This is a genomic window from Terrabacter sp. BE26, from assembly GCF_041941675.1.
Classification (GTDB): domain Bacteria; phylum Actinomycetota; class Actinomycetes; order Actinomycetales; family Dermatophilaceae; genus Terrabacter.
In genome coordinates, this window is the sequence record NZ_CP090122.1 from 2,291,244 (window position 1) to 2,309,471 (window position 18,228).

An 18,228-nucleotide genomic window follows, 5' to 3' on the forward strand; every position below is an offset into this window, starting at 1 on the left:
TCACGCCACCTCCTGCGCCTCGGCGAGGTGCTGCGCCTTGACCGCGCCCTCGTAGCCGGCCTCGAAGACGTCGACCTCGCCCTCGCTGGCCTCGGTCTTGGTGACGTAGGCGATGAAGTCGGCGCCGAGCTCGCGCGCGTCGCGCTCGCTGACCGCTGTCGTGCCTCCGCGGGTGCGCTCGACCGCACCTTCGGGCTCGTGGAAGACCTGGAGGGCGTAGGGGAAGCGGGACTTGAGGCGGTCCATGAGGGAGTCGGGTCGCACCCGGTCGGTGACCGTGACCCGCACCCAGGCGTCCTCGGCGGCCGCGTGCTCGGGCGACTCGAGCAGCTCGTCGAGGCACCCCCGCAGCGAGGCCATGGCCCGCGGCTGGGTGACCTCGACGGGCGTCACCCGCGCCGGGCCCGAGGCGTCGAGGTCGACGAGGAGGACGACCTTGGTGTGGTCCTGCTCGGAGAACGAGTAGCGCAGCGGCGAGCCGGAGTAGCGCACGACGGACCCCGCCGCCGACTCGGGCGCCTGCGGCCCGTGCAGGTGGCCGAGCGCGGCGTAGTCGATGCCGGCGAAGACGGTGCCGGCCACCCGGTCGACGCCACCGACCATGATCGAGCGCTCGGAGTCGCTCGGCTCGGCGCCCGCGACGAAGGCGTGGGCCAGGACCACCGACCGCACCCCCGGCCGCCCCTTCAGGTCGGCACGGATGCGGTCGCACGCGGCGCCGACGACGGCCTGGTGCGACCGCGGTAGCGGCTCACCACCCTTGGCCAGCGCCGCTCGCGCGTGGTCGGGGTCGAGGTAGGGGATGCCGTAGACGGCCGCCCGCACGCCGTCGCTGTCCTCGAGCAGGACCGGCAGGTCGAGCTGGCCGAGGTCGGTGACCATGCGGATGGTGTCGCGGAAGAGGCCGGCGCCGTAGCCGAGCCGGATCGCCGAGTCGTGGTTGCCCGAGGTGACCACGACGGTCGTGACCGCCGACAGGCGGGACAGCGTCCGCTCGAAGAGCTGGACCGACTCGACCGGGGGGACGCCGCGGTCGTAGACGTCACCGGCCACGAGCACGGCGTCGACCGGCACCCCGTCCGGCGGATCCTCGACGAGCTCGCAGATGCGCTCGAGCACGGCCGACTGCGCCTCGTGGAGGTTCACGCCGTGGAGCGTGCGCCCGAGGTGCCAGTCGGAGGTGTGGAGCAACCGCATGCCACGACGGTAGGACCCGGCGCCGACAGCGTCCCAGCCGACACCCCGCAATGCGCTGAGCCCCGCCCTCCGTGAAGGGCGGGTCCGGAGTGACCTGCCGGGGCCGCTCGCACGCTCACGGTTACGGCAGCTCCCCGGCCCCAGCGCTGGACGATCAGTCGGTCTTGATGAGGCTCAGCAGCATCGAGACGAACGTGATGATCAGGCCGCCGAACACGGCATCCCAGAAGAAGTGCTCGACGTGGAAGGCGAGGTCGAACCTGCCCGCCAGCCAGGAGGTGAGCTGCAGCACCAGTGCGTTGACGATGAAGACGAACAGGCCGAGCGTCAGGATGATCAGCGGCAGGGTGATCAGCTTGAGGATCGGCTTGATGAAGAAGTTCAGGATGCCGAAGATCAAGGCGACGATGACAACGGTCTTGACTTCCTGGGTGCTCGACCCCCCGCCGAAGGTGATGCCCGGGATGGCCCACGCGGCGACCCACAGGGCGACGGCGTTGATCACCGTCTGCAGCGCGAAGTTGAGGAGCATGCGGTCAGTGTTCCACGCGGGCAGGCGAATCCACGGGAAGGCCGGGGTGCTCGTCGCCGGGGATGCGCGGCTGGAACATGTCGTTGAGGCGCAGCAGGTCCGGCTCGACCGTCTTGAGGGAGCTGATGGCGTCGCCGATCGCCACTCGCTCGATGCGCCCGCGCTGCAGGGCGACCATCTGGCCCCAGGCGCCGTCGAGGGCAGCCTCGACCGCGGCCACGCCGAAGCGGGTGCCGAGCACCCGGTCGAACGCGACGGGTGACCCACCGCGCTGGATGTGGCCGAGCGCCGTCATGCGGCTCTCGATGCCGGTGCGGCCCTGGATCTCGCGGGCGAGGATCGAGCCGATGCCGCCGAGGATCTGGTGGCCGTACTTGTCGACCTCGGGTGCTGGGATCTCGAAGCTGCCGGGGCGCGGCAGGGCACCCTCGGCGACGACGACGATGGTGGCAAACCGGCCCTTCTTGTGCCGGTGCACGATCCGCTCGCACACCTCGTCGATGTCGAAGGGGTGCTCGGGCACGAGCGTGATGGCCGCGCCCCCGGCCAGGCCCGACCACGTGGCGATGTGGCCGACGTGGCGCCCCATGACCTCGACGACGAGGACGCGGTGGTGCGACTCGGCCGTCGTGTGCAGCCGGTCGATGGCGTCGGTGCAGATCTGCACGGCCGTCTGGAAGCCGAAGGTCATCTCGGTCAGGGAGATGTCGTTGTCGATGGTCTTGGGCACCCCGACGACGGGGAAACCGTTCTCGTGCAGGCGGTTCAGCACGCCCATCGAGCCCTCGCCGCCGATGCCGATGATCGCGTCGAGGCCGTGCCGGTCGTAGGCCTTGCGGACCCGCTTGAGGCCGTCCTCGTGCGCGAACGGCTGGTCGCGGCTCGTGCCGAGGATGGTGCCACCGAGCGGGAGGATGCCCCGGCACCGGTCGACGTCGAGGATCTCGTAGTCGTTGTCCATCACGCCGCGCCACGCGTTGCGGAAGCCGATGACGGTGCTGTCGTAGGTGACCTCGGCGGCGCGGGTCGCGCCCCGGATGACGGCGTTGAGGCCGGGACAGTCCCCGCCCCCGGTGAGGATGCCGATGCGCATGATCTGACTTTCGGAAGAGGTGGCAGGCAGAAGGTGTCGAGGCGGCTCTGACGCGACGATGTGAGCCTAGCCACACCGCGGCACCTACGTCAGTGAAGCGTCCATGGGCCGGTCGCGTCCGTGGACACGGGCTCTAGAGTTCGGGTATGAGCGACACCGCGGACGCCCTCCCTGACGACACGCCCGACCACCTCCCCGACAGCGTGACCGAGAGCGCGACCCCCCGGGAGTCGTATGCCGCGCCGCCGACCGGCGCCGTCAAGGTCCGGCTCCGCGACGTCCTCGCCCAGATGCCCGACTACAAGCCGGGCAAGCCCGCGTCGGCGCCTGCGGGCGTGACGGCATACAAGCTCTCCTCGAACGAGAACCCCTACGGGCCGCTCCCGTCGGTGCTCGCGGCGATCGAGGACGCGGCGACGACGGTGAACCGCTACCCCGACATGGCCGTGACCGCGCTGACCGAGCGGCTCGCCAAGGCGCTCGACGTGCCGGCGGAGTGCATCGCCACGGGCACCGGCTCGGTCGCGGTGCTGGCGCAGATCGTCAATGCCGCCTGCGACGCGGGCGACGAGGTCGTCTTCGCCTGGCGCTCGTTCGAGGCCTACCCGATCGTGACGCTGCTCGCGGGGGCCGAGCCGGTCATGGTCGGTCTCGACGGGCAGGCGCGGCACCGGCTCGACGCCATGCTCGCCGCCATCACCGACCGCACGCGCGTCGTCCTGGTCTGCACGCCCAACAACCCGACCGGCCCGTGCGTCCACCAGGCCGAGCTCGAGGCGTTCCTCGACCGAGTGCCCGAGGACGTGATCGTGGTGGTCGATGAGGCCTACGTGGAGTTTGTCCGCGACCCCGAGGCCGTCCGCGGCCTCGAGGTCTGGCGCCACCGCCCCAACGTCGTCGTGCTGCGCACCTTCTCCAAGGCGTACGGCCTCGCGGGCCTGCGGGTCGGGTATGCCGTCGCGCACCCTCCGGTCGCCGCCGCCCTGCGCAAGACGGCGACGCCCTTCGGCGTGAACTCGGTCGCGCAGGTGGCGGCCATCGCCTCCCTCGACGCGTTCGACGAGCTCGAGGAGCGCGTCGAGTCGCTCGTCGCCGAGCGCGACCGGGTCGTCCAGGCGCTCGCCGACCAGGGCTGGACGCTGCCGCGGTCCGACGCGAACTTCGTCTGGTTCCCGCTCGGCGCCGAGTCGACGGCGTTCTCCGAGGCCTGCGCGGAGGCAGGACTGACGGTGCGCCAGTACGGCGACGACGGCGTGCGGGTCACCATCGGCGAGGCCGACGCCAACTCACGGCTCATCGAGGTGGCGGGGCGCTTCGGCGCCCGCTGACCCACAGGCGCCGCGCGACGACGCGCGGCGGGGAGGACGCATGGCGCTGCAGCGCGAACGGGTTCCGGCCGGAGCGGCCGCGCTCCTCGCCGTCCTCCTCACGGTCCCCTCGGTGCTCGCGCCGACGTGGCGGCTGGTCACGGTCGACGGCCAGGGCGGCGAGGTGCTCTTCGACCAGCAGCTCTGGAGCTGGGGGCGCTCGCGGCTGCTCGGTGCCGGCGACGCCGTCGTGCAGGACCTCTGGGATCCCTTGGGTCTCGTCGTCCTGCTCGCGCTCCTCGCGCTGGCGACCGCGGCCGTCGCCGCCTGGCTGCTGGTACGGGCGACGTGGGTCCCGGTCGTCGTGCCGCTCGCGTGGACCGTCCTGCTCGGCCACCTCGTCTCCTCGGCCGCCCAGCGTCACGGTCGCCCCGTCCGCGACGACGTGCACGGGCTGTCGGCCTCGGGCTCGTCGACGGTCGTGGGATGGCTGGAGTCCGCCGCCGCGGTCAGCGGCGTCGTGGCCGTCGCGCTCCTCGTCCTGTCCCTGGCCGGAGTACGTATGCCGTCCGCCTGGCTCGCGCGGGTACGCGCCATCGCGGCCCCGGTGGACGAGGACGGCACCGCGCGGCCCGGGGTGCCCGCCGCGGACGCCGCCGGAGGAAGCCGGCCCACGATCGGGTGGCGACCGGGGCGCGACCTCCCGCAGGGGCCCGCGACCCTGGAACAGGTCGGGGAGCCTGCCGTGTCGGAGGGCACGGAGGAGCCGGACGCCAGCAACCGGGGAGCGCTCCTGGTTCGAGTCGCGATCACGACGATCGGCGGCCTCGGGGTGCTCCTCGCCGCGGCGACCGCGATCTGGCCGACGACGGTCCTCGCCGTCCGGGCGCCCGAGGTCGGGGACTTCACCAAGGGCTACGAGCAGCGCACCTGGTCCTGGGGACGGCAGGTGGTCTACTCCTCCGACGGGGTGCTGCTCGATGCCTACGGCGGCCCGAACCCGGTGCCCCGGCTCGTGCTCCTCGTCGGCGTGCTCGCCTGCGCGTCCGTGGGGCTGGCCTGGCGGATGGCGAGGCCCGGGCGGCCCGCGCACCTGGTGGCGGCGGTCGGGACGGCCCTGGCGCTCGCGACGGTGACGGCCTCCCTCGTCGAGCGGCTCTCCTTCGACGAGCGGTCGATCGGCCTGCAACCGGGCCTCGTCCGCATCACGACGCTCACCGGCTGGCTCGAGCTCGCGGCAGTCTGCGCGCTGGCCCTGACCCTCGCCCTGATCGTCGCGGCGGCCCTGCCGGGCCCGGCTGACGCCCTCGCCGGCCGGCTGTCCGCCGTCTGGGCCAGGTCCACCCGGAGCCGGCGGCCGGCCGGGGTGGTCCCGACCGGCACGGGCGGCGTCCCGGGGCGGCCGTCGACCCAGCGTGTCGCGAGCCTGCGGGACGCCTCGTCACCCGCCACGACGCATACGTCCCCGGTGGGGTTCAGCGACGACGACGAGCGGGACCGCGGCCGCGGCTGAAGGTGGCGCCGTCCGTCCGGGCGTTCCGGGCCGACTCGGCCGGCGCACCCCGCGAACCGACCCGCGTGGGGGCCTCGCAACCACGAACCGCCACCCGTTGTGGGCGCCCCGGCCTAGTGTCTCGCCATGGACATGAAGCTCGAGCTGGTGGCGGTGCCCGTGACCGATGTCGACCGGGCCAAGGAGTTCTACGTCGAGAAGGTCGGTTTCAACGCCGACCACGACCACACCGTGAGCGACGAGGTCAGGTTCGTGCAGCTGACCCCGCCGGGCTCCGCCTGCTCGATCGCCATCGGCATGGGACTGACCGAGATCGTGCCCGGGGGCCTCGACAACCTCCAGATGGTCGTCGCGGACGCGGACGCCGCGCGCGCCGAGCTCGTCGGCCGCGGCGTCGAGGCCTCCGAGGTGGACGAGCAGCCCTGGGGTCGCTTCGTCTACTTCCGCGACCCCGACGGCAACCGCTGGTCGCTCCAGCAGCTTTCCGCCTGGTCCGCCGGCGCGACCGGCGCGGGCGATGCCACTGACTCCGAGGGCTGAGGTGCGGCGCCTCGTCGCACCGCTGCTCGCCGTCGGTGCAGCACTTCTCGTGGCCGCCCTGGTCTGGCCCACCGAACGGCTGGAGACGGCAGCGGCCGGCGGCAGTGTCCCGCTCCTCGACATCTGGTTGTGGGGCCGGGTGCGGTCGCTGAGCGAGCTGTCCACCACCCACGTCGACGGGTCGCTCGGCACGCTCGCCGTGCTCGCGACCGCGACGGTGCTGGCCCTGGTCGCCGGCGTCCTGTGGCTCACGGCCGTCCGGCGGCAAGGGCAGAGCCGGCTGGGCGGGACCGTCGCGGCGGTCGCGGTCGTCGGGGCGCTCGCCGCGGCCGCGGTGGGGCTGACCGTCATGACGGCCGGGCTCGGCTTCGGCTGGTACTCGCCCGGCGAGCCGACGTTCACGCTCACCGCGGTGGCCGCGTTCCCGCCGGTCGCCATCGCCGTGTGGGCCGTGGCCCTCGTGCTCATGGTGGTCCTGCTCCTGCGGGGCGGCAGCGGTCCCGACGAGGCCCCGGACGGAGCCTCGGACGGCTGACGAGACCGACCCCGCTCGCGCCGGGGCCCTCCGGGCGCACCCCGATGTCGGGTGCCGGTCCTAGGGTCGGGACATGCTCACCGCCGTCGCCGTGTCCGGCTACCGCTCGCTGCGCGACGTCGTCGTGCCGCTGCACGGCCTCGACGTCGTCACCGGTGCCAACGGCAGCGGCAAGTCGAGCCTCTACCGGTCGCTGCGCCTGCTCGCCGGCTGCGGCCGCGGCGACGTCGTGGGCACGCTCGCGCGCGAGGGCGGACTCGAGTCGGCGCTCTGGGCAGGGCCGGCGACGCTCGGGGGAGCGCGCGACCGGGGCCACGCGGTGCAGGGGACGCGGCGCAAGGGCCCGATCAGCCTGCAGCTCGGCTTCGCGTCCGACGACTTCGGCTACCTCGTCGACCTGGGCCTGCCGCAGCAGGCGTCCGGGGGCGACGCCGGCATGGCGTCGGCGTTCCTGCGCGACCCCGAGATCAAGCGCGAGGTCCTCTGGTCGGGCCCGGTGATGCGGCCCGGCTCCGTGCTGGTGCGCCGCCGCTGGGGCGTGGTCGAGACGCGATCCGGCCTCGATGCCGACGACGGGTGGGACCCCGGCTGGGGCCAGGAGGGCGGCGACGACGGCTCCGAGTGGGAGTCCGACCCCGTCGACGTGGCCGGCTCCGGCGGTGGCTCACGTCGCGCGGCCTACCGCGACACCGGCGCCGGGAGCCAGGCGGAGGCGGGAACGTCAGTTGGCCGCTCCTCCCGCGGCAGCCGCCGCTCGGCCCCGGGCTGGATCGAGCTGACGCGGTCGCTCCGGCCCTGGGAGAGCATGCTCACCGAGCTCGCCGACCCCGAGCGGGCGCCCGAGCTGATCCGCGTCCGCCGGATGATCCGCGACTGGCGCTTCTACGACGGGTTCCGTGCCGACGCCGGTGCCCCGGCGCGCACCCCGCAGGTCGGCACCCGCACCCCCGTCCTCGCCGACGACGGCCGCGACCTGGCCGCCGCCCTGCAGACCATCCGCGAGAACGGCCGGTCCGAGCTCGACCGCGCCGTGGCCGACGCCTTCGACGGGGCGATCCTCGACGTCACGGTCGAGGGCGGCCGGTTCGACGTCGCACTCCACCAGCCCGGCATGCTCCGGCCGCTCAGCAGCGCCGAGCTCTCGGACGGCACCCTGCGCTACCTGCTCCTCGTCGCGGCGCTGCTGACCACCGACCCGCCGCCGCTCATGGTCCTCAACGAGCCGGAGACGTCCCTGCACCCCGAGCTGCTCGCTCCGCTGGCCCGGCTCGTGCGAGCCGCCGCCGAGCAGAGCCAGATCCTGGTCGTCTCGCACTCACAGGCGCTCGTCCGCGAGCTCGGCATCGGAGGCGCCCGGGCCGACGACGACGAGATCCCGGTCGGCCTCGGCTCGCCCGCCCGCGGCATCACGCTCGTCAAGGACCTCGGCGAGACCTTCGTCCAGGGGCAGGGCCTGCTCAGCACGCCGCCCTGGAACTGGGGAACCCGCCGCTGAGCCCGCTGCCGGGGCGCCCCGCCGGCAATGGGCGCGGCCACACGGCATACGCCATCGGGTGCGCTTGGTCCGGCAGCGGGAGAACCCGGCATACGGCACCCGCCGACGGCATCGTCCCGCATTGTGAGATTGGCAGGGCTCTCCGGTAAGTTCCGGGTCGAGGACCAAGCACGTGTCCGTCGTCACGAACGGCGGCCCTGCGCCCCCAGAAGCCGACGAGCGGGTGACCCCCGTCCGCGGGCCGAACGAGTAGGCCGGTCTCACCGGCGAAGGAGCCCCACGTGAGCGACAAGGTTGTCGCCGAGCTGCACCAGCCGACCCCCGCGGTCGGCGACGGCGGCCCGGACATGATCCAGCTGCTGACCCCGGAAGGGCAGCGCGTGTCCCACCCCGACTACGACAAGTACGTCGCGGACCTGACACCCGAGGACCTGCGGAGCTTCTACCGCGACCTCGTCCTCATCCGCCGGCTCGACGCCGAGGGCTACGCCCTCCAGCGCCAGGGCGAGCTGGGCCTCTGGCCTAGCCTGCTCGGCCAGGAGGCCGCCCAGGTCGGCTCCGGCCGCGCGCTCAAGCCGCACGACTTCGTCTTCCCGACCTACCGCGAGCACGGCGTCGGCTTCGTGCGCGGGATGGACCCGCAGAGCTCGCTGCAGCTCTTCCGCGGCGTCAGCCAGGGTGGGTGGGACCCCAAGGAGAACAACTTCCACCTCTACACGATCGTCATCGGGGCCCAGGCGCTGCACGCGACCGGCTACGCGATGGGCGTGCGGATGGACGGCAACGTCGGCACCGGCGACCCCGACCGCGACACCGCGGTGATCTGCTACTTCGGCGACGGCGCCTCCTCGCAGGGTGACGTCAACGAGGCCTTCGTCTACGCGGCGAGCTTCGACGCTCCCGTCGTCTTCTTCTGCCAGAACAACCAGTGGGCCATCTCCGAGCCCGTCGAGAAGCAGACCCGCATCCCGCTCTTCCAGCGGGCCGCCGGCTTCGGCTTCCCCGGCGTGCGCGTCGACGGCAACGACATCCTCGCGACGTATGCCGTGACGCAGCACTGCCTGGACGAGGCGCGGGGCGGCAACGGCCCGCTGCTCGTCGAGGCCTACACCTACCGCATGGGCGCCCACACCACGGCCGACGACCCGACCAAGTACCGCGTCTCGGCCGAGGTCGAGGAGTGGAAGTTCCGCGACCCGATCCTGCGCCTGAAGACCTACCTGGCCCACGAGGGGATGGCCGACGAGGCCTTCTTCACGAGCGTCGACGAGGAGGCCGACCAGTTCGCCGCCGAGCTGCGCGATGGCTGCATCACCATGGCGACGATGCCCGGCGAGACGATGTGGGACCACATCTACGCCGAGGACCACCCCGTCATGGAGGCGGAGCGTGCCGCCTACCTTGCCTACAAGGCGAGCTTCGAGGAGGCGAACTGATGGCCGGCCAGCTCGAGAAGGTCACGCTCGGCAAGAGCATCACCAACGGCCTGCGCAAGGCCATGGAGGCCGACCCCAAGGTCGTGCTCATCGGTGAGGACATCGGCAAGCTCGGTGGTGTCTTCCGCATCACCGAGGGCCTGCAGAAGGACTTCGGCGAGGACCGCGTCATCGACTCCCCGCTCGCCGAGTCCGGCATCGTCGGCACCGCGGTCGGCATGGCGCTGCGCGGCTACCGCCCGGTCTGCGAGATCCAGTTCGACGGCTTCGTCTACCCGGCCTTCGACCAGATCGTCAGCCAGGTCGCCAAGATGCACGCCCGCTCCCTCGGCGCCGTCAAGATCCCGATGGTCATCCGCATCCCGTTCGGCGGCGGCATCGGCAGCCCCGAGCACCACTCCGAGAGCCCCGAGGCGTACTTCGCCCACACCGCGGGTCTGCGCGTCGTCGCGTGCAGCAACCCCGAGGACGCCCACTGGATGATCCAGCAGGCCGTCGCGTGCGACGACCCGGTGATCTTCTTCGAGCCGAAGCGGCGCTACCACGACCGTGCCGAGTACGACACCGCCGCGGCCTCCGCGCCGCGGGGCCTCTTCGAGGCCAACGTGCTGCGTGAGGGCACCGACGTGACGCTCGTCGGCTACGGGCCGGTCGTCAAGACGATGCTCGAGTCGGCGGCTGCCGCCGAGGCCGAGGGCACGAGCATCGAGGTCATCGACCTGCGCTCGCTCTCGCCGCTGCCCATCGACACGATCGTGGAGTCGGTGCGCAAGACCGGCCGGCTCGTCGTGGTCCACGAGGCGAGCAGCTTCCTCGGCATGGCGTCCGAGATCGCGACCCAGGTCACCGAGCAGTGCTTCTACGAGCTCGAGGCGCCCGTCATCCGCGTGAACGGCGCCAACATCCCGTACCCGCCGAGCCGGATGGAGGAGGAGTTCCTCCCCGACCTGGACCGGATCCTCGACGGCGTCGACCGCGCGCTCGCGTACTGAGAAGGACTACCAGTTCATGGCAATCAAGACGTTCAACCTGCCCGACCCCGGCGAGGGCCTCGTCGAGGCCGAGATCGTCGAGTGGAAGGTCGCCCCCGGCGACACCGTCAAGGTCAACGACATGGTCCTCGAGATCGAGACCGCCAAGTCGCTCGTCGAGCTGCCCATCCCGTGGGCCGGCACCGTCAAGGAGCTGCTCGTCCAAGTGGGCGAGACCATCGACGTCGGCACGCCGATCATCTCGATCGACGACGGCCTGGGCGGCGAGGACGCCCCCGAGGCCATGCCCTCCATCCCGGGAGAGAAGGCTGCCCCGGCCGAGTCGAGCGGCGGCGCCTCCGAGGCGATCCTCGTGGGCTACGGCGCCAAGGCGGGCGCCACGGCGCGGCGCCCGCGCAAGGGGCTGGGTACGCGTACGGCTGGATCTGCGGTCACGAGGACCAACGAGACCGAGCAGATCGCCGCGGCCGCGCCCATCGCCGAGCCGGCTGCGCCGGCCCCGCGTGTCGAGTCGCCGGCGCCAGCCGCGCACGGCGCGCGTGCGACCGGCGGTCGGCCGAAGGCGAAGCCGCCGGTGCGCAAGCTCGCCAAGGACCTCGGCATCGACCTCACGGCCGTCACCCCGACCGGAGCCGACGGCGTCATCACCCGCGAGGACGTCACGAACCACGCGAGCGGCGTCTCCCTGAACGGTGCTGCCGTGGCGGCCGAGGCCCCCGCCGGTGCGGCCGCCGCCCCGTCGGCGCCGCGTATGCCGTTCGGCACCGGTGAGCGCGAGGAGCGCACCCCCATCAAGGGCGTTCGCAAGATGACCGCCCAGGCGATGGTGGGCTCGGCCTTCACCGCGCCGCACGTCACCGAGTGGGTCACCGTCGACGTCACCAAGACGATGCAGCTCGTCGACCGCCTCAAGGGCAGCCGCGAGTTCAAGGACGTCAAGGTCACGCCGCTGCTCGTGCTCGCCAAGGCCCTCGTCCTCGCGGTCAGGCGCAACCCCGGCATGAACGCGACGTGGGACGAGGCCAACCAGGAGATCGTCCAGAAGAACTACGTCAACCTCGGCATCGCTGCGGCCACCCCGCGCGGCCTGATCGTCCCGAACATCAAGGACGCCCACGCCATGTCGATGCTCGAGCTGGCGCAGGCGATCGGCGCGCTCACGGCCACGGCCCGCGAGGGCCGCACCCAGCCGGCCGAGATGTCGGGCGGCACGATGACGATCACCAACGTCGGCGTCTTCGGCGTCGACAGCGGCACCCCGATCATCAACCCGGGGGAGTCGGCCATCGTCTGCTTCGGTGCCATCCGCAAGCAGCCGTGGGTCGTGACCGACGCCGCCGGCAACGACGAGATCGCGATCCGGCACGTCACGCAGCTCGCGGTCAGCTTCGACCACCGCCTCATCGACGGCGAGCTCGGCTCGAAGTTCCTCAGCGACCTCGCCGCGATCATGGAGGACCCCGCCCAGGCCCTGGTCTGGGGCTGACCCCCAACCGTCGAGAGGCCGAAGTTTGTGGCCTCAGCCCCGTCGAAAGGCCAGTTCTCGTCGCGAGAGCTGGCCTTTCGACATGCACGGACCCGCGGACTCTGGCCTCTCGACGGTTGAGGAGGGTGGTCAGGCGGAGTAGGCGCGCTTCAGGACCGCGTCGATGGCACGGTCGGGCAGCAGGCGCCGAGCCGTGACGATGGCCCGGGCGCCGCGCCCGGCCGGGTAGCGGGTCGCCGGGTTCGCGGCCTCGAGCGCCGTGAGCACCTTCTCGGCGACCGCCTCCGGCCCCGAGCTCATCCGCGGGGTGTCGACGCGCTCGAACATGACTGCCATCCGGCGGGCGAGGTCCTCGTAGACCGTGCCGACGGACCGCTCCAGCATGCTCTGGCGTGCGATGGTGTTCCACTCCGAGATGATCGGCCCCGGTTCGACGATGACGACGTCGATGCCGAAGGGCGCGAGCTCGACGCGCAGGCTGTCGCTGAAGCCCTCGACGGCGAACTTCGTCGCGTGGTACCACGCGCCGAGGGGCTCGTAGATCTTGCCGCCGATGCTGGAGATGTTGACGATCCGCCCCCGGCGGCGGGTCCGCATGTGCGGCGTGACGAGCTGGGTCAGCCGTGCCAGACCGAAGACGTTGACCTCGAACTGCCGGCGCGCCTCGTCGATCGGCACGTGCTCGACCGGCCCGTAGGAGCCGTAGCCGGCGCTGTTGACCAGGGCGTCGATCTGCCCCTGCTCCGTGATGACCCGGTCGATGCCGGACACCATGGAGGCGTCGTCGGTGACGTCCATCGCGAAGGTGGTGACGCCGCGCGCCTCGAGCGCGGCCATCCGCTCGACCCGGCGGGCGACGGCATACACCGTCCACCCGGACTCCACGAGGTGCAGGGCGATGGACTCACCGATGCCGGACGACGCGCCGGTGACGAGGGCAACCTTGGTCATGCCGCCACCGTATGCGGCCTCGCCGCTCCCGCAAGCCCCGCTCCTCCCAGCTGCGCCGCCTCCACCGACACCCCAACCGTCGAGAGGCCAAAGCTCGCGGGTGTGGAGATGTCGAGAGGCCAGAACTCGTGACGAGTTCTGGCCTCTCGAGTGCACCGGACCCGCAAAGAGTGGCCTCTCGACGGTGTCAGCGGGGTGAGGTCAGCGGGCGGCAGCCGCGGCGCCCTCGGCGAGCCGGGCGTTCTGCCGGTCGACGAGGTAGGCCGCGCCCAGGTCGTCGCCGACGGAGGAGAGCAGGCCGATGTCGACGGCCTCGTGGCGCTCGGCGACGGTCGGCTCGACCGTGGTCAGCACCGTCTGGGCGTCGCGCTCGGCCAGTGCCGTCACCAGCTCCCGCTTGAGCTCCTCGTCGAGGACGCCGCCGTCGGCCTTGGCACGCGCGGCGACCTCCACCGCGAAGCGCTCCGTCTCGGCCGCCAGGGCCGGGTCCTCGGTGGTGAGCATCCGCGCGGTCCGGTGCAGCAGGGCCGCTCCCGCGTCGAGGTCACCCTCGCCGAGGCGGGTGACGGCACGCGTCAGCAGTGGACGGTCGCCGCGCAGGGCCGAGTCGGCGAGCAGGCCCAGGCGCAGGCCGAGCAGGCGCTCCTGGGTGCGCGTGTTGCCGGCCTCCCGGCCGAGCGGGATCTTGAGACCCTCGTGGGCCGATTGCGAGAGCGTGTCGAGCAGCTCGACCCCGGCCTCGTCCGCGGTGTGGACCGTGTCGCGCAGCGGCACCTCCTTGATGAAGAGGGTGACGACCAGCGCCAGCACGAAGGGCACGAGACCCCAGACGAAGACGGCGTGGAGCGAGTCTGCGAGCCCCTGCTGGACACCGGTGGCGACCTGCGGCGGCAGCTTGGCCAGGGCGGAGGGGTCGAGCACCGACCCGGCGCTGATCTTCTGCCCGGAGGCCTGCATCTGCTTGACCACCGAGGACGGCAGGTGCGAGGCGATGTTGGCGGCGAGGCCGCTCGTCATGATGGTGCCGAAGACGGCGATCCCCACGGTCGAGCCGACGTTGCGGAAGAACTGCGTCGACGCGGTGGCGACCCCGAGGTCCTTGCGCTGGGCCGAGTTCTGGATGATCAGGGTGAAGACCTGCAGCGCCATGCCGAGGCCGACGCCGAACACGATCATCGAGAGCGTCAGGTCGGTCTGGCTCGAGCCGTAGTGCAGCTGGGTGAGCAGCCAGAAGCCGACGCCCATGATGAGGATGCCCGCGATGGTCTGCAGCTTGTAGCGGCCGGTCTTGGTGATGACGAGGCCGGAGACGATCGACAGGCCGATCATGGCGACCGACATCGGCATGAGGATCAGGCCGGAGTTGGTGGCCGAGGCACCGAGCACGCCCTGGGCGTAGACGGGCAGGTAGATCATCGCGCCGAACATCATGACCGAGACCATGAACGTCGCGATGTTCGAGAGCGTGAACAGCGAGCTCCTGAAGAGCCGCAGCGGCAGCACCGGCTCGACGGCCCGGCGCTCGATGGCGATGAACGCTCCGAGCGCGACGACGCCGGCCGCATACATCCCGATGATGGCAGGGGAGCCCCAGGCGAGGGTGGTGCCGCCGAGCGAGGTCGGCACGAGCAGCAGGATGAGCGTCAGCGACAGGACGCCGATGCCGGCCTTGTCGACGACGGTCTCCCGCGGGTTGTGCTCGAGGTGCAGGAAGCGACTGATCCCGAAGAACGCGAAGACGCCGACGGGCAGGGTGATGAAGAAGAGGTAGCGCCAGCCCCAGTGGTCGGTCACGAAGCCGCCGACGAGTGGGCCCAGGATCGAGGAGAGGCCGAAGACGCCGCCCATCAGGCCCTGGTACTTGCCGCGCTGTCGCGGCGGGATGATGTCGCCGATGATCGTCTGCGACAGCGGCAGCAGCGTGCCCATGCCGGCGCCCTGGAGGGCACGGGCCGCGATCAGCCACCAGAAGTTCTGCGCGAAGCCGGCCAGGATCGAGCCGGCCATGAAGACGACGAGGCCGCCGAGGTAGAAGCTGCGCCGGCCGTAGAGGTCGCTCATCTTGCCGACGATGGGCACGGTGATGGCGCTGACGAGCATGGCGGCGGTGGCGAGCCAGGAGTAGTGCTCCATCCCGCCGAGCTCGGCGACGATGCGCGGCATGGCGGGCCCCACGATCGTCTGGCTGATCGAGGCGACGAGCATGCCGAGCATGAGCGCGATGAAGATGTTGCGGGTCGAGGCGTCGAGTCCGGTCTGGGCGGGTCGTGCTTCGGCCCCGGCGGCGGCGGGTACGCGCAGGGATGACTTGGGCATGTCGACCAGCGTACGCCGATCGTGCAGTCACTGCATAATTGCAGCGACTGCATCTCGGTGTGGCACCATGGAGGCATGAGCACGGACCTGATGCCCGACGAGGCCTGCGGCCTGCGTGAGCGCAAGAAGCGCGAGACCCGCCGCGCGCTCAACCTCGCGGCCCTCGACCTCGTGGAGGAGAAGGGCTTCGGCGCCGTCACCACCGAGGAGATCGCGGCCCGCGCCGGCGTCAGCGCCCGCACCTTCTTCAACTACTTCCCGTCCAAGGAGGCGGCCGTCCTCGGCTCGACCGCCGAGGAGCTCGAGTCGTATGCCGCCGCCCTCGAGGAGGACGTGCCCGGCGAGCCGCCGCTCGAGTCCCTCCGCCGGATCCTGGCCGGGGTGCTGGCGCCGGCCTCCGTCGACCGCGCACTGCGTGCCAAGCGCCGGCGCATCCTGCTCGGGGAACCCGCCCTCGCCCCGGCGCTCGTGGGCAACAACATCCGCCTCGAGAACGCCCTGACCGCGGCGCTCGAGCGCCGGCTCGGGGTCGAGCCGGGCGGCTCCCTCGAGCCGAGGCTCACGGTGGCCCTCGCGATCGCCGCGGTCCGAGCCTGCATCGAGCACCAGCAGAACGGTGGCGCCGGGCGGCTCGAGCGGAACATCGACGCGGCTTTCGACCGCCTCGCCGCCGGCATCCGCTGACTCGCTCGGCGGCGGCGCAGACTCAGCTGCGGAGCCTGGCCCCCGCGTGCGCGATGCACGTTCGAGCCGTCGGCCTGGCGCGCAGCCGCTCCTCGGGGATCTCCTCACCGCACACCTCGCACGTGCCGTAGGTGCCGTCGTCGATGCGTTCGAGCGCCGCGTCGATCTCGGCCAGGTGCTGCTCGGCCTGCGTGATGAGCGCCGCGATCTGCGTGCGCTCGTAGGCGATCGTCGAGCCCTCCGGGTCGTGCTCGTCGTCCCCGATGTTGGCCTCGGACGCCTCGACCACCTCGGTGAACTCGCGGCGCAGCCCGGCGATCCGCTCCACCTCGTTGGCCCGGTCCGACGTCAGCTCCGCCGCGAGGGCGGCCGTCCTCGTTCTCATGTCCCCATCGTCCTCCGATCGGGGATGCCCGGTGGGACAAGTGGTGCATCGCACCTCCTCTCGACCATGACGTCGGCCGCCTGGACGGGTTCCGGGGCGCGTGACCTGGCGCGTGTGGGACGCGTGTCGGACACGTGCCGGACTTCGGCACAACTCGGGCAGGATGGGCCCATGAGCGACCCCACCGGAGTGGTCTTCCCCATCGATCCGACGTCCGGACGCCGCAGCACGACCGCCACCGGGCGTGCGGTCGTCGCCGACGCCCTCCGGGGGGTCGACCCGGTCGGTGCCGCGTCAGCCGAGCGCGAGACGAACTGGCGCCAGGGCTACCTGCCCCACTTCCGGCGGCTCGTCGAGGCGGGCCTGACCTCACCCGAGGCGGCGCACGACATCGCCCGCCGCGGCCTGGCCTCACTGCACGAGCGGATGCACTGGGCGGGTCCCACGGGGGACCAGCCCCTCGAGAGCGCGTTCCTCGCCGCCGCCAACCCAGCCGCCACCCCAGCCGCCACCCCAGCCGCCGCTCCCGACGCCACTGCCTCCGACGCCACCGGCCGTCACACCCTCGCGGGACCCCTCGGCTCGGAGACCGTCCACGGCGAGGGCACGCCGGACCGCGTCCTGTCCGTGCCGTATGCCGGTGAGCGCCTCTCCGGGGACGCCCTCCACCGGCGCCTCGACCTCTGGGCCCAGGCCGGCACCCTCGAGCCGACGTGCGCCGAGGCCGTCCGGCTCGTCATCGACAACCCAGAGTGGCTCGACCTGTCCGACCGCACCGTCGTCGTCCTCGGGGCCGCGGCCGAGATGGGGCCCCTGCGCTCCCTGCTGCGGTGGGGCGCCGACGTCGCGGCGGTCGACCTCCCGCGGCGCGACCTGTGGGACCGGCTGCTCGGCGACACCCGGAAGCTGGCCGGCTCGGTCACCGTCCCGGTCCGGTCCGGCGACGGCCCGCTCTCCGCGCGCGCCGGCGGCGACCTCGTCCACGACCTCGGGGCCGTGACCAGCTGGGTCGCCGGACTGGCCGGGCCGCTGGTGCTCGGCAACTACGTGTACGCCGACGGCGAGACGAACGTGCGTGTGTCCACCGCCGTGGACGCCCTGACCCAGCAGGTCGTCCGGGCCAAGGGGCGCGAGGACGTCGCGCTCGCCTTCCTCGCCACGCCGACCGACGTCTTCGCGGTGCCGGGCGCGGACGTCGAGCGCTCCGTCGACAGCTACGCCCACCGGCGCACCTCCAAGGTGCTGCGGGTTCCGCTCCGCACGGTCAGCGGCGGCCGGCTGCTGCGCCGCAACTACGTGCCCGGCCAGGACCCGGGCGTCAACGACAGCGTCGTGCTGCAGCAGGGTCCCAACTACCTGCTCGCCAAGCGGCTCCAGCGGTGGCGTGCGACGGCATACCGCGCCGACGGCGGGCTCGTGTCGTTCAAGGTCGCGCCGCCCACGCGCACCCGCTCGGTCCTCAAGAACCGCGCGCTCGCAGCCGCGTACGCCGGGGCGCACCGCTTCGGCGTCGAGGTGTTCGAGCCGGGCACCGCCAACACGCTGATGGCGGCGCTGCTCGTCCACGACCTGCGCACCGGGTCGCCGGCGCTGCCCGCCCCGTGGCAGGACGAGGCGTATGCCGCTGTGCACGGTGGTCTCTGGACGTGCGCCTACGACCCGCGCAGCGCCCTCGGCATCGCGGCGCTGCTCGGCATCGCGTCCGCCCGCTGACGCCGGACGGTCTGCCCCGCCAGACGGCAGTTGGCGTGCACGTGCGCGAGGCT

At 72.3% G+C, this 18,228-nt stretch carries 16 protein-coding genes; 10 read left to right on the forward strand and 6 right to left on the reverse strand.

Annotated features, from left to right (window positions below):
• From LQK93_RS10580 to LQK93_RS10590, 3 genes are all read right to left on the reverse strand, one after another.
• Nucleotides 1-1,197, reverse strand: coding sequence for an exonuclease SbcCD subunit D (locus tag LQK93_RS10580; RefSeq protein ID WP_374967758.1), 1,197 nt, complete (start codon nt 1,195-1,197; stop codon nt 1-3).
• 154 nt (nt 1,198-1,351) lie between these two features.
• Complete coding sequence (locus LQK93_RS10585; RefSeq protein WP_374967759.1) at nt 1,352-1,729, reverse strand: phage holin family protein; 378 nt, start codon at nt 1,727-1,729, stop codon at nt 1,352-1,354.
• Between the two features lie 4 nt (nt 1,730-1,733).
• Nucleotides 1,734-2,822 carry a 6-phosphofructokinase gene (locus tag LQK93_RS10590; protein WP_374967760.1) on the reverse strand — a complete coding sequence of 363 codons (1,089 nt, stop codon included), beginning with the start codon at nt 2,820-2,822 and terminating at the stop codon, nt 1,734-1,736.
• 146 nt (nt 2,823-2,968) lie between these two features.
• Here LQK93_RS10590 and hisC point away from each other — a divergent pair, with 146 nt between their 5' ends.
• The 8 genes from hisC to LQK93_RS10630 all read left to right on the forward strand — a co-directional run bounded on the left by hisC (nt 2,969) and on the right by LQK93_RS10630 (nt 12,126).
• Nucleotides 2,969-4,150 (forward strand): histidinol-phosphate transaminase, encoded by a 1,182-nt coding sequence (gene hisC, locus LQK93_RS10595; RefSeq protein WP_374967761.1) that lies wholly within the window; start codon nt 2,969-2,971, stop codon nt 4,148-4,150.
• Between the two features lie 40 nt (nt 4,151-4,190).
• Nucleotides 4,191-5,642 (forward strand): hypothetical protein, encoded by a 1,452-nt coding sequence (locus tag LQK93_RS10600; protein WP_374967762.1) that lies wholly within the window; start codon nt 4,191-4,193, stop codon nt 5,640-5,642.
• A gap of 126 nt (nt 5,643-5,768) precedes the next feature.
• Nucleotides 5,769-6,182, forward strand: a complete 414-nt coding sequence (locus LQK93_RS10605) for a glyoxalase superfamily protein (RefSeq protein WP_374967763.1) — start codon at nt 5,769-5,771, stop codon at nt 6,180-6,182.
• Nucleotides 6,160-6,717, forward strand: coding sequence for a hypothetical protein (locus tag LQK93_RS10610; protein WP_374967764.1), 558 nt, complete (start codon nt 6,160-6,162; stop codon nt 6,715-6,717). Before LQK93_RS10605 ends, LQK93_RS10610 begins: the two co-directional genes overlap by 23 nt.
• A 73-nt stretch (nt 6,718-6,790) precedes the next feature.
• Nucleotides 6,791-8,212: an AAA family ATPase gene (locus LQK93_RS10615; RefSeq protein ID WP_374967765.1), complete on the forward strand. Its 1,422-nt coding sequence runs from the start codon at nt 6,791-6,793 to the stop codon at nt 8,210-8,212.
• A gap of 281 nt (nt 8,213-8,493) precedes the next feature.
• Nucleotides 8,494-9,648, forward strand: coding sequence for a pyruvate dehydrogenase (acetyl-transferring) E1 component subunit alpha (gene pdhA, locus LQK93_RS10620; protein WP_374967766.1), 1,155 nt, complete (start codon nt 8,494-8,496; stop codon nt 9,646-9,648).
• On the forward strand, nt 9,648-10,640 hold the full coding sequence (locus LQK93_RS10625; protein ID WP_374967767.1) for an alpha-ketoacid dehydrogenase subunit beta: 993 nt from the start codon (nt 9,648-9,650) through the stop codon (nt 10,638-10,640). Before pdhA ends, LQK93_RS10625 begins: the two co-directional genes overlap by 1 nt.
• A gap of 16 nt (nt 10,641-10,656) precedes the next feature.
• Nucleotides 10,657-12,126, forward strand: coding sequence for a dihydrolipoamide acetyltransferase family protein (locus LQK93_RS10630; RefSeq protein WP_374967768.1), 1,470 nt, complete (start codon nt 10,657-10,659; stop codon nt 12,124-12,126).
• Nucleotides 12,127-12,255: 129 nt separating this feature from the next.
• On the opposite strand, the gene LQK93_RS10635 is transcribed toward LQK93_RS10630, so the two are convergent.
• Complete coding sequence (locus tag LQK93_RS10635; protein WP_374967769.1) at nt 12,256-13,077, reverse strand: oxidoreductase; 822 nt, start codon at nt 13,075-13,077, stop codon at nt 12,256-12,258.
• 201 nt (nt 13,078-13,278) lie between these two features.
• On the reverse strand, nt 13,279-15,393 hold the full coding sequence (locus LQK93_RS10640; protein WP_374967770.1) for an MDR family MFS transporter: 2,115 nt from the start codon (nt 15,391-15,393) through the stop codon (nt 13,279-13,281).
• A 75-nt stretch (nt 15,394-15,468) separates the two neighbouring features.
• Between LQK93_RS10640 and LQK93_RS10645 the strand changes: the two genes are divergently transcribed.
• On the forward strand, nt 15,469-16,077 hold the full coding sequence (locus tag LQK93_RS10645; protein ID WP_374967771.1) for a TetR family transcriptional regulator: 609 nt from the start codon (nt 15,469-15,471) through the stop codon (nt 16,075-16,077).
• Between the two features lie 22 nt (nt 16,078-16,099).
• Here LQK93_RS10645 and LQK93_RS10650 read toward each other — a convergent pair whose 3' ends face one another.
• Nucleotides 16,100-16,462: a TraR/DksA family transcriptional regulator gene (locus LQK93_RS10650; protein ID WP_374967772.1), complete on the reverse strand. Its 363-nt coding sequence runs from the start codon at nt 16,460-16,462 to the stop codon at nt 16,100-16,102.
• Nucleotides 16,463-16,633: 171 nt separating this feature from the next.
• Here LQK93_RS10650 and LQK93_RS10655 point away from each other — a divergent pair, with 171 nt between their 5' ends.
• Nucleotides 16,634-18,175, forward strand: coding sequence for a hypothetical protein (locus LQK93_RS10655; RefSeq protein ID WP_374967773.1), 1,542 nt, complete (start codon nt 16,634-16,636; stop codon nt 18,173-18,175).
• Nucleotides 18,176-18,228 lie beyond the last annotated feature (53 nt).

Coding starts and splice junctions, on each gene's coding strand:
- LQK93_RS10580 (WP_374967758.1), bottom strand. CDS start 1,197: ATGCGGTTGCTCCACACCTCCGACTGGCACCTCGGGCGCACGCTCCAC.
- LQK93_RS10585 (WP_374967759.1), bottom strand. CDS start 1,729: ATGCTCCTCAACTTCGCGCTGCAGACGGTGATCAACGCCGTCGCCCTG.
- LQK93_RS10590 (WP_374967760.1), bottom strand. CDS start 2,822: ATGCGCATCGGCATCCTCACCGGGGGCGGGGACTGTCCCGGCCTCAAC.
- hisC (WP_374967761.1), top strand. CDS start 2,969: ATGAGCGACACCGCGGACGCCCTCCCTGACGACACGCCCGACCACCTC.
- LQK93_RS10600 (WP_374967762.1), top strand. CDS start 4,191: ATGGCGCTGCAGCGCGAACGGGTTCCGGCCGGAGCGGCCGCGCTCCTC.
- LQK93_RS10605 (WP_374967763.1), top strand. CDS start 5,769: ATGGACATGAAGCTCGAGCTGGTGGCGGTGCCCGTGACCGATGTCGAC.
- LQK93_RS10610 (WP_374967764.1), top strand. CDS start 6,160: ATGCCACTGACTCCGAGGGCTGAGGTGCGGCGCCTCGTCGCACCGCTG.
- LQK93_RS10615 (WP_374967765.1), top strand. CDS start 6,791: ATGCTCACCGCCGTCGCCGTGTCCGGCTACCGCTCGCTGCGCGACGTC.
- LQK93_RS10625 (WP_374967767.1), top strand. CDS start 9,648: ATGGCCGGCCAGCTCGAGAAGGTCACGCTCGGCAAGAGCATCACCAAC.
- LQK93_RS10630 (WP_374967768.1), top strand. CDS start 10,657: ATGGCAATCAAGACGTTCAACCTGCCCGACCCCGGCGAGGGCCTCGTC.
- LQK93_RS10635 (WP_374967769.1), bottom strand. CDS start 13,077: ATGACCAAGGTTGCCCTCGTCACCGGCGCGTCGTCCGGCATCGGTGAG.
- LQK93_RS10640 (WP_374967770.1), bottom strand. CDS start 15,393: ATGCCCAAGTCATCCCTGCGCGTACCCGCCGCCGCCGGGGCCGAAGCA.
- LQK93_RS10645 (WP_374967771.1), top strand. CDS start 15,469: ATGAGCACGGACCTGATGCCCGACGAGGCCTGCGGCCTGCGTGAGCGC.
- LQK93_RS10650 (WP_374967772.1), bottom strand. CDS start 16,462: ATGAGAACGAGGACGGCCGCCCTCGCGGCGGAGCTGACGTCGGACCGG.
- LQK93_RS10655 (WP_374967773.1), top strand. CDS start 16,634: ATGAGCGACCCCACCGGAGTGGTCTTCCCCATCGATCCGACGTCCGGA.